This window comes from Pseudomonas sp. NFACC43 (assembly GCF_900119645.1).
Taxonomy (GTDB): domain Bacteria; phylum Pseudomonadota; class Gammaproteobacteria; order Pseudomonadales; family Pseudomonadaceae; genus Aquipseudomonas.
In genome coordinates this window covers 1-11471 of sequence record NZ_FPKK01000020.1, presented here as the reverse complement: position 1 = coordinate 11471, position 11471 = coordinate 1, and the positions used below count along the sequence as shown (strand labels likewise).

The following is an 11471-nucleotide window of genomic DNA, read 5'->3' as shown; positions in this document are numbered from 1 at the left end:
CGGCGCGGCTCGGGAGACGGCAGATTGTTGAGGGTGGGTGGTTGAAATTCATGTGCGAGGCATTTAACCCCGGCCTGGATTCTGTGTCTGGCGTGGGAAACGGGGACAGGTGCCGGCAAGAAAATTCGCGGTAAGCGCACAGGCCTGTTGAAATGCCCGGGACCTGCCAGACAAGGGCGGCATCTGCCGTCGGGCCAGCCATATCGGGCTGGCCCGACAGTGGGTCAGGCAAGCACGGATCCCACGGATCAGGCCCCTTGGCTGGCTCGTATTCCCCCTGCCCGGTTCCCGTTCCATGGCCAATGGATGATCGAATATGGAAGCACTCAGTTATCTGGAAAACGTCGAGTCGAACGCAAGGACCTATGCGCAGACTTTCCAACGGCTCTTTGTCAGCGGCAAGGGGATGCGCATCAGGGACGCCAGCGGCCAGGAGTACCTGGACTGCCTGTCGAACGCCGGCACCCTGGCCCTGGGGCATAACCCGCCCGAAGTCCGAGATGCCGTGATGGCGTTTCTCGGCAGCGATCATCTGCAGCAGGCCCTCGACCTGGCGACCCCGGCCAAGCACGCCTTCGTGCAGGAACTGTTTTCGATGCTGCCGGCAAAAATGCGCGAGGCCAGCAAGATCCTGTTCTGCGGCCCCAGCGGCTCGGATGCCGTCGAGGCCGCCATCAAGCTGGCCCGCCATTACACCCGTCGCTCGCCATTGATGGCGTTCCACGGCGGCTATCACGGGATGACCGCCGGGGCGTTATCGGCAATGGGCAAGCTGTCGCCCAAGAGTGGCGACGGTCTCATCGCACAGGGCACCCATTTCCTGCCGTTCCCCTATCGGTTCCGCTGCCCGTTCGGCACCGCCGGCGAGCACACCGATCAGTTGTCCATCGACTATATCCGCACCGTCCTGTCGGATCCCGAAGGCGGCGTCGCCAAGCCGGCGGCGGTCATCGTCGAAGTCGTGCAGGGGGAAGGCGGCTGCATCCCCGCCTCCGCCCAATGGCTGCGGGCATTGCGGGAAATCACCCTGGAGCAGGACATCCTGCTGATCGTCGATGAAGTCCAGACCGGCCTGGGCCGGACCGGCACCACCTTCGCCATCGAGCATGCGGGCATCGTGCCCGACATCCTGGTGCTGTCGAAGGCCATCGGAGGGGGCTACCCCCTGGCGGTCGTCGTGTATGCCGAGCATCTGGATACCTGGGGCCCCGGCATGCACGCCGGTACGTTCCGTGGCAATCAGGTGGCCATGGTCGCCGGTGTCGCCACCATGCAGCAGATCCGGCGGGACAATCTGGTGGCCAATGCCGCGCGGATGGGTGAGTTGTTGCAGAGCGGCCTGCGGGACATCGCCCGGCGGTTCGCCTGCATGGGCGACATCCGCGGTCGTGGTCTGATGATCGGCGTGGAGATCACCCGGCCAGCGGCCAACCAGCGTGCCGGACAGGCTGACGGTGCCCTCGCCCACGCCATCAAGCTCAACTGTTTCGACAATGGGCTGATGATGGAAACCGGAGGACGCCATGGCGCGGTGCTCAGGTTCCTGCCCCCCCTGACCATCACCGAAGCCGAGGTCGGCATGGTGCTGGATCGCTTCGAACAGGCCCTCGCAAAGACCCACGAAACCCGTCCGCACCTGGCACGCGAAGCGGTATGACCCCCACCGGAACCGGGCCTGGCGGCTCGGTTCCGGAGGTCCTCTGGCGTCAGCGGTGCTTCACCTGGACTGATCCGAAGCCTTCGTCGACAAGCCCGCATAGTGGCCCCGGGAAACGCCCAAGGCTGTCATCCCCCTGACGTCCTCAGGAGGATCGTTGCTCGCAAGACCGCACACACCGCACGCGCCACAGAGTCTCAGTCCCGCGCCAGGGCGTTGATGGGATCCAGGCGTGCGGCATTGCGGGCGGGTACGAAGCCGAACACGATGCCGATGAAGGTCGAGCACACCACTGCGGTAATGATCGATCCCATGGAGAACACCATCTGCCACTCCTTGACGAAGATCGAGAAGACGTAGCCGATGCCGAACGACAGGGCGATACCGATCGTGCCTCCCAGGAGGCACACCATCACCGCCTCCACCAGGAACTGCTGGCGGATATCGGACTGCCGTGCCCCCACCGCCATGCGGATACCGATCTCGCGGGTACGCTCGGTCACCGAAACCAGCATGATGTTCATCACCCCGATACCACCCACCACCAGGGAAATGACCGCGATCAGCGAGAGCAGCAGCGCCAGCGACTGGCTGGTCTTCTGCACGGTCTGCAGCACACTGTCGAGGTTGTAGGTGAAGAAGTCCTTGATGCCATGGCGTTGTTCCAGGAGCTTGACGACATTGTCCTCCACCAGCTTGCTCGGTTGTCCGTCCTTGATCCTTACCGTGATGCTGTCCAGGAAACGCTGTCCCAGCAATCGTCCGGCCGCCGTTTCATAGGGCATCCAGACGTTCAGGTTCTTGTTGGTGTTGAACACGCTCTTGCGATCTTCGGTCACGCCGATGACGGTGCATGGCAGATTGTCGATCAGGATCACCTTGCCCAGGGGATCGACGTGGGGGCCGAACAACCTCTGGCGGGTGTTATGGTCGATCACCACTACCTGCGACTGCCGGCGCGCATCGTCTTCACTGAACTTCACCCCCGAGCCGATCTTGATGCCGCGCACCTGGAAGTAACTGGAACTCACGCCGTTGACGGTGGCATTGACGTCGATGTTCTGATATCGCAGCAACAGGTTGCGCCCCAGGTTGGGGGTGGCGCTGTCGATGTAATACTGATCGCTCAAAGCCGTGACGTCGGACAGCACCAGGGTCTCGATGGCGGTCGAGCGGCTGTCTCCCCAGTCCGAACCCGGCATGATTTCGATGGTATTGCTGCCAATGGCCTCGATGTCCTTGAGCACGTACTGCTTGACCCCTTCGCCGATGGCGACGATCGAGACCACCGACGTGATGCCGATGATGATCCCCAGCATGGTCAACAGCGTGCGCATCCGATGGGAGATCAACGCCACCCAGGCCATGTTGAACGCCTCGCTGAACAAGCCGAAGCTGGCCAGCAGGCGATTCGACGGCTTGACCCTGGCCGGGCGCGCTTCCTGGGGGGGCTGGTCTTCCAGCGTGCGTTGCGGATTGGGCCGGTCGCTGACGATTTCGCCATCGCGTATCTCGATGATGCGCTGGGCATGGGCGGCCACCTTGTCGTCGTGGGTGACGATGATGACCGTGTGCCCCGCCGCGTTGAGCTCCAGCAGGATCTTCATCACCTCCTTGCCACTGGCGGTATCCAGTGCCCCGGTGGGCTCGTCGGCCAGGATGATCTCGCCGCCATTCATCAGGGCCCGGGCGATACTCACCCGCTGCTGCTGACCACCCGATAGCTGGCTGGGCCGGTTGGCCAGGTGCCCTTGCAAGCCCAGGCGCCCCAGCAGTTCCCCTGCCCGGCTATGCCGTTGCGACTCCGCGGCGCCGGCATAGATGGCCGGCATTTCGACGTTGTGCAACGCGCTCAGGTGCGGCAGCAAGTGATAGCGCTGGAAAATGAAGCCGAAGTGGTCGCGTCGCAGCACCGCCAGTTCATGGTCGTTCATCGAACCGGTTTCGCGCCCATCCACCTTGTAGCTGCCGGAACTCGGATGATCGAGGCAGCCGAGCACATTCATCAGGGTGGACTTGCCGGAGCCGGACGCCCCCGTGATCGCCACGATTTCCCCGGCGTTGATCGTCAGGTTGATATCCTTGAGCGCGATGAAAGCCTTTTCCCCGGCCTGGAAGCTGCGGGTGATCCCTTTGAGTTCCAACAGTGGTTGCGTCATGGTCAGGCCCCCGCCACGGCCGGGGCAGGCTCGCCGATGACCACCTTGTCGCCTTCGGCCAGCCCGTCCTTGATTTCCGCCCGGACGTTATTGTTGATGCCCGTCTGGACGTTACGCGGCTGGGCCTTGCCCTCGGCATCCAGCACCCGGACCACGTAGCTGCCGTCCTGGTTCTTCGCACCCAGGGCGGCGACCGGTACCGTCAGCACGGCCTTGGCCTTGTCCAGGACGATACGGACCTGGGCCGTCATGGAGATGCGCAGGCGATGGTCGGGGTTCGGCACGTCGAACAGGCTGTTGTAGAACACTGCGGTGTTCTGCTTGGGCGTGCCGGCGGTCTGGGTCTCGAGGAAGTTCTGCGGGGCCGGCTCGGTGCCTCGCAGGGTGGCGTAGTAACGTTTTTCCGCTTCCCCCAGGATGGTGAAATACACCTCCTGGCCCGGCTTGATATGGATGACGTCGGCTTCGGAGACCTGGGCCTTGACGGTCATGGTGTCCAGGTCGGCCAGCTTGAGAAGCACGGGTGCCAGTTGCTCGGCGATCACGGTCTGGCCTTCCTGGGTCACGATGCCCACGACGTAACCGTCGATGGGGGCCACGATGTGGGTGTAGGCCAGGTTGACCCGCGCCGTCTCCACCTGGATCCTGGCGTCTTTTATCTGGGCATCGAGGGACAGCAGATTGGCCGCCTCCACCCGGTAGTTGGACTCGGCGGTCTCGTATTCCTGCTTGGAAATCGCATCGTCCGGCTGCAGCACCTTATAACGCTCGTAGGTGGCCTTGGCATCCTTGAGCTGGGCCGCGGTGGCCTGCCGCCGCGCCATCAGGTTTTCTTCGTTGACCTGGGCCTGGCGCAGCGCGTTCTGGGCGATCAACGGGTCGATTTCCGCCAGCCACTGGCCTTTCTTGACCTTGTCGCCCAACTTGACCTTGAGCGACTTCAACTGGCCCGACACCTGGGCGCCGACGTCTACCTGCTTGACGCCCTGCAGCGTTCCGGTGGCCAGGACCGCGTTCTCGATGTCCGTGCGCTCGACCGTGGCGGTCAGGTACTCCGGCGGCTTGCCCGGCGACTGCGCGCTGTAGAAAACCAGGCCGGTCACCACGACCAGGACAAGCACGATAGCGATTTTGCGAAACTTCGACTTTTCCATAAATAACTCTATGTGCGTTGGGTTCGGGCCCGGCCAGTACGGCACCGGGCTTGAGGTAAGCGCCCCAGGGGCGCACGGCTAGACAAGATCACGGGTGACCTCCTCGTCGGGCTCGGGCAGGCTGTCGTGCCACCAGGCAGCCAGGTTGTGGACATGAGGCGCCTTGAGAATCGTGAAATGGTTGCCCGGCCCGTACCAGATGCTCAGGTCGGGGACATGCTTGCGCCATCCTTCGATCATCTGCTGTTGTTCGCGCTGGTTGCCGGCTGTATCCAGGGTCGGATCGTTCGCCAGTACCAGCCGCACCGGGCCGGTGTATTGGTGTTGCGGTTGATAGACCGTGCGCAGGGCCGTCCCGAAGGCTCGCGCCGGACCGCGCATCGCGTCCACCGCCGAGCGCTGCGGCAACATGCCGGCGCGGACCATGCCGGCATGCAGCAGGCGCATCTGTGCCGCATCGTCCTGGGCACCGAACACCGTGGCATCGATACCGAGGGATTTGCCCGAGGCCAGTTGCATCGCCTCGATCAGTCGGTTCAACACGCCCGTCCCGGTGTAAGGCCGGCCCACCACGCCATTACCCCCCGGTGATTCGCTGTCGATCAGGGTCAGCGAAGCCACCTTGCGGCCACGGGCATGCAAGCGGGCCGCCATCTCGAACACGACCCAGCCACCGAAGGAATGCCCGAGCAGATGCACCGGCCCTTCGGGTTGCACGTTGTCGATCGCTTCGAGGTAGGCCTGCGCCGCGGTTTCCACCAGGCCGAAAGGCTCCGTGGTGCCGTCCAGTCCACGAGGTTGCAAGCCATGGATCGGCCAGTCCGGGCCAAAGGCGTCGGTCAGGCCGATGAAGCCGGTGACGCTGTCCCCGGCGCCAGGCACGCAGAAGATCGGCGCCCGATCGGCGCGCCCGCCCTGGATCGTCAACAGCGGCTGGAACGTGCGCTTGGGCGAAGGCATCGGACGTGAAGCGACACCCTGCAGCGCATCGCTGATGGCCTGGCCCAGTACCTGCACATGTGGCGCTTGCATCATGGTCTGGTGATTGCCGGCAACCCTGATGCAGTGCAGTTGCGTCTTGGGCAGCACCGCGTCCCAACCCAGGTAGCCGGAATGCTCGGGAGCATCGTCCTTGCGCTCCTCGGCCACCAGCAGGTGCACCGGTACCGAAATCGGATACACCATGTAATGGGCCAGCGCATGACCGTGGGCCACCTCGCGATCGAGGTACTGCCAGAGTTGGGCCGCGTCATAGACGGCCAGCTCCGGGGGCAGTACGCCCAGCTCGCGGCAATGCTGCACCAGGGCTTCGAACTCGAACCGGTCCAGGCGCCCTTGCAGGTCGGCCAGTTTGTCCAGGATCGACGCGAGCCCTTGCGCTTCGGGCTCGCAGGCTCTCCAGAACACGTCGCAGCGGTCCAGCAGGTGAAGCTTGTGGGCTTCGTCCAGGGCCCAGCGTTCGCGTCCCTGGTCCACCAGGCGCGGCAGGTAGCTGTCGATCAGGCCGACGAACTCGACCTCCTCGTCCAGGCCGATGAGCTGGATGGCGGTCTCGTAGGCCAGGACCCCGCCGAACGACCAACCGGCCAGGCGATAAGGTCCCTTGGGTTGCAGCGAACGGATGATGCCCACCAACCGCGAAGCCATGCACTCCATCGTCTGCAGCTGCGGCTCGCCCCACTCTACGGCCGGCAGACCATAGACCGGAATGTCCTCGTCGATGTACTTGCCCAGTGCCGGGAAATACAGATCCAGGCCGCTGAACTCGTGCACCAGGAACAACGGATTCTGCTGGCCACTGGTGCGCACCGGCACGACCGACTCCTGCACCTGGACATCGGCGGTGCGGGACCGGAGCAACGTCGCCAACGCTGCCACATTGTCGTGCTGGAACAGCTCCGCCAGGGACACCGTCAATCCGGCCTGGACCAGCAGCCCCACCAGTCGGATCGCCAGCAACGAATGCCCGCCCAGCTCGAAGAAACTGTCCCGCCGCCCTACCTGCTCCAGCCCCAGTACTTCGGCCCACAGGCCGGCCAGCGTGGCTTCCAGCTCGTCCTCTGGCGGCTCGTAACCGCGCTCGCCGTAGGCGTGGGCCTCCGGTACCGGCAACGCACCGACATTGATCTTGCCGTTCAGTGTCAGCGGCAGCGCCATCAACCGCACATAGGCCGCCGGAACCATGAACTCCGGCAGACAGGCGTGCAGGTGTTCGCGCAATGCTTGCGCATCGATGATGTCGCTGTCCGCCTGCCCGGTGTAGTAGGCGATCAGGCGCTTGTCGCCAGGGTTGTCCTCGCGGGCCACCACCAACGCCTCGCGCACCCCGGGATACTCATGCAAGCGGGCCTCGATCTCACCCAGTTCGATACGGAACCCACGGATCTTCACCTGCCCGTCATTGCGGCCCAGGTATTCGATCGTACCGTCGGGCAACCAGCAGCCCAGGTCGCCGCTGCGGTACAGGCGCGCACCGGCCTGGTCGCTGAACGGATCGGCGATGAAGCGCTCGTCGGTCAGGTCCTTGCGATTCAGGTAGCCCAGCGCTACCCCGTCGCCGCCGATATGGATCTCTCCCGCCACGCCGATGGGCACCGGCTGGCCTGCCGCGTCGAGGATATAGACCCGGGTGTTGGCGATGGGCCGCCCGATGGGAATGCTCGTCGCGCCGTGAGGCAAGCGGGTGACCGTGTGGGCCGTGGCGAACGTGGTGGTCTCGGTGGGTCCATAGCAGTTCATCATCTGCAGCGTCGGCGCCCGGTCCAGCAGGCGCCGGAACGACGCCGGATCGGCGCGCTCGCCACCGCACATCAGGATGCGCAGGCCCGCCAGTGCGTCCGGGATCAGCATCAGGTACTGGTTGAACAAGGCGGTGGTCAGGAACAGCACCGACACCTTCGCCTCTGCCAGCGCCCGGGCAAACCCGGGTGGATCGAGCAGCGTATCGTGATCGATGATCACCACGCGGCCACCGTTGAGCAACGCTCCCCAGACTTCCATCGTGCTGGCGTCGAACGCCGGGTTCGAGACGAAGGCCAGCCGATCCTGCGGGCCGAAATCCGCATAACCGTTGTTGATCGACAGCCGACCGATGGCCAGGTGCGGCACGATCACCCCCTTGGGATGGCCGGTGGAGCCCGAGGTGTACATGATATAGGCCGGGGTATCGCTCGCCTGGGCAGGGATTGGGCAGGCGGATGTGCCCTGGGCCAAGTGCAACGTGTCCAGGTGCAACGTATCCAGGTCCACCCGTCGCAGCGCTTGCGGCACTGCCCTGTCGTGGGTGGTCAGTACCAGTGCCGCCTCGCTGTCCTGGAGGATGAAGCGCTGGCGCTCTTCGGGCGCGTGATGGTCCAGCGGTACATAGACGGCGGCGCACTTGAGGATGGCCAGTTCGCTGATGACCAGGTCGAAGGAACGGCCCAGCAGCACCGCTACTCGCGCCTGGGGTTTCACCCCTTGCGCCAGCAGGTACTGCGCCAGGCGACTGGCGCGGGCATCCAGTTCCCGATAGGTCAGTTGCCGGTCGCCATGCTGGAGGGCAACCGCCTCGGGCCGTATAGCCGCCTGGGCTTCGAACAAGGCTTGTACCGTCTGTTGGCGCGGATAGACCGTGTCGGTCGCGTTGAATGCCAGCAGCAGTTGCTGGCGCTCGGCCTGCGGCAATATCCCCAGCTCTCGCAGCGGCGTCTGTGGCGCATGCTCCAGGGCGTCCACCAGGCTTTCCAGTGCTGTATGCATGTAGCCGCACACGCGTTTCGCGCCGATCCGCGCGGTCACCGTGGCGCTCAGCACGAAGCCCTCGCCCAGGTCGTCGACGTTGAGCGACAGCGGGTAGTTGCTCCACTCCTCGCCACCGAGTCCTTCGATGCCGAGCCAGGCCGCCTGGGTCTCCTGGCTGACCTGGGACGCGCTGTGCCGGTAGTTCAACAGTGCACTGAACAATGGCGCAGGCGTGGCGACGCCGCTGCAACGCTGGGCCAAGGCCAGGGAGGCATGTTCATGCCCCAGCAACGCGGTCAGGCGTGCATGAGTGGCCTGTACCCCGGCCCGTGCGCCGAGGGTGCCGACGTCGACCCGTAGCGGCAAGGTGTTGATGAACAGCCCCAACGCCCGGTCGGCCCCTTCGCCACCCTGCATCCGGCCCATCAGCACTGTTCCGAATACCACATCCTCACGAACGCTGACGCCGGCCAGCACCCGCGCCCATGCCAGGTGATGCAGGCTTGCCGCGCTCACCCCGAGCTGGCGTGCCTGGGCCCGCAGCCGTCGGCTCAAGTCCTCGTCCACCGGCCACTGAGCCTGCTCGACGTCACGGTTGTCGCCGCGCACGTCCTGCAGGCCGAACGGAAGGGTCGGCTCCCGGACATCCTTGAGCATGTCACTGAAGAACGCCTCATGCTCGGCCTGGGTGACACCCAGTCGCGCCTGCGCCACATAGTTGCGGTACGGCACCGCCTCGCCCAGTCGGGCTTGCTGCCCCAGCAGGAAGGCTTGCATGTCGTGCTGGATTACCTCCAGCGCGGTATGGTCGAGGGCAATGTGATGGAACAGCAGCAGCGCCACCCAGCGTTCCTGTCCGGCGTCATAGGCACAGGCCAGCCGCATCAGCGGAGCCTGGCGCACGTCGAGCCGGTAATGCCGTGGATCGAAGCGCTCGCGCAATTGCGTGGCGACGTCACGCCCGGGCTCGACCACGCACTCTTCCACCACCAGCCCTGCCTGGCGCAGGACCACCTGCACCGGCTCGCCCAAGCCCTCCCAGAGCACGGCGGTGCGCAGGATGTCGTGGCGATCGATCACGCCTTGCAGGGCACCGGCGAAGGCATCCAGGCGACCGCGGTCGGCAAGGTTGAACAGGGCCTGTTGCAGGTAGAGATCACCCTGTTGCGATGCCAGATGGTGATACAGGATGCCTTCCTGCAGCGGGGCCAGGGCATAGATGTCCTGGACGTTTGCGACGCCTCCCGGCAGCCCGGCGACGATCCGCTCGATCTGCGCCTGGCTCAGGTCGGCCAGTGGCAGCATGTCCGGCGTGATCGCGGTGCAGCCCGGCACGATGCCATTGGCCGGTACCGCCCGTTCCGTCGTTCGTCCCACGGCAGCCGCCAACGCGGCCAGCGTCGGCTGGCCGAACAGCACCCGGACATCGGCCGACAGGCCGGCCTGGCGCATGCGCTCCACCAGCGTGACCGCCAGCAAGGAATGACCGCCCAGCTCGAAGAAATGGTCGTGACGCCCTACCCGCTCGACGTCGAGCAGATCGGCCCAGAGCTCGGCCAGCAGTGTCTCCACCGCGCCCTGGGGCGCTTCGTATTCACGGCTGATCAGCGCAGCCAGGTCCGGTGCCGGCAAGGCCTTGCGATCGAGCTTGCCATTGGGCGTCAACGGCAGAGCCTCGAGCCAGACATAGGCCGCCGGGACCATGTATTCCGGCAGCTGTGCCTGCAATCCGCTGCGCAAGGCTTCGATCCCCACCGTGTCATCGCCGGCGTGGGTGGTGAAATAGGCCACCAGGCGTTTGGTTCCCGGCACATCTTCCCGGGCCAGTACCACGGCCTCCTTGAGGCCTGGATGTTGCGCCAGCCGCGCTTCGATCTCGCCCAGTTCGATGCGGAAACCGCGAATCTTAACCTGATCGTCGTTACGCCCCAGGTAGTCGATGTTGCCGTCCGCCAGGTAGCGGCCCAGGTCGCCGGTGCGGTACATCCGCGCATTCGGCACGGTGCTGAACGGGTCGTCGAGGAAACGCTCGGCGGTGAGTTCCGGCCGATGCAGGTAACCGCGTGCCACCTGCACACCGCCGATGTAGATCTCCCCAGCCACCCCCATGGGCACCGGCTGACGATGGGCGTCCAGCAGGTAGATGCGGGTGTTGGCGATCGGCTTGCCGATGGGGGTGCTGTCGGGGGTGTCGACGCCCGAGCAGTCCCAGGCCGTGACGTCCACGGCGGCTTCGGTGGGGCCGTACAGGTTGTGCAACGCCACCTGCGGCAGTTGCGCCTTGAAACGCCGCACCAGATGCCCCGGCAAGGCTTCGCCGCTGCACATCACCTGCCGCAGCCCGTCGCAGCCGTGGGCGGCGCCATGGGCCAGGAACACGTCCAGCATCGACGGTACGAAGTGCAGCGTGCTGATGCCCTGGGCCTGGATTACTTCGCACAGGTAGGCTGGGTCGCGATGCCCGCCAGGACGGGCCATCACCAGCCGGGCGCCGGTGAACAGCGGCCAGAAGAACTCCCACACCGATACGTCGAAGCTGAACGGGGTCTTCTGCAGCACCGCATCGGCAGCCGTCAACGGATAAGCGTCCTGCATCCACAGCAGGCGGTTGACCACCGCCCCATGTTCGTTCATCACGCCTTTGGGCAGGCCGGTGGAACCGGAGGTGTAGATGACATAGGCCAGATGGTCGCAGCGCAGCTCCTCGACCCTTGGATTAGCCGTCGACTGGGTCGAGAACGCGGCATCGTCCAGCAACAACGTCCGGGCATCGGTGGC

4 protein-coding genes are annotated in these 11471 nt (G+C 65.0%); 1 reads left to right on the top strand and 3 read right to left on the bottom strand.

Annotated elements, in window-relative coordinates; all coding sequences use genetic code 11:
• Positions 1–316: 316 nt before the first annotated feature.
• Positions 317–1657 carry a diaminobutyrate--2-oxoglutarate transaminase family protein gene (locus tag BT179_RS24260; RefSeq protein WP_072432100.1) on the top strand — a complete coding sequence of 447 codons (1341 nt, stop codon included), beginning with the start codon at positions 317–319 and terminating at the stop codon, positions 1655–1657.
• 197 nt (positions 1658–1854) lie between these two features.
• Here BT179_RS24260 and BT179_RS24255 read toward each other — a convergent pair whose 3' ends face one another.
• The 3 genes from BT179_RS24255 to BT179_RS24245 form a co-directional block, all read right to left on the bottom strand.
• Positions 1855–3816, bottom strand: coding sequence for a MacB family efflux pump subunit (locus tag BT179_RS24255; protein ID WP_072398820.1), 1962 nt, complete (start codon positions 3814–3816; stop codon positions 1855–1857).
• A 2-nt stretch (positions 3817–3818) separates the two neighbouring features.
• Positions 3819–4970, bottom strand: coding sequence for a macrolide transporter subunit MacA (gene macA, locus BT179_RS24250; protein ID WP_072398821.1), 1152 nt, complete (start codon positions 4968–4970; stop codon positions 3819–3821).
• A 78-nt stretch (positions 4971–5048) separates the two neighbouring features.
• The coding region (locus BT179_RS24245; protein ID WP_143148729.1) for a non-ribosomal peptide synthetase at positions 5049–11471 on the bottom strand (6423 nt) is incomplete at its 5' end.

Bases quoted from the DNA above. Each gene is read 5' to 3' on its own strand.
- macA (WP_072398821.1), bottom strand. From the start codon at position 4,970: ATGGAAAAGTCGAAGTTTCGCAAAATCGCTATCGTGCTTGTCCTGGTC.
- BT179_RS24255 (WP_072398820.1), bottom strand. From the start codon at position 3,816: ATGACGCAACCACTGTTGGAACTCAAAGGGATCACCCGCAGCTTCCAG.
- BT179_RS24260 (WP_072432100.1), top strand. From the start codon at position 317: ATGGAAGCACTCAGTTATCTGGAAAACGTCGAGTCGAACGCAAGGACC.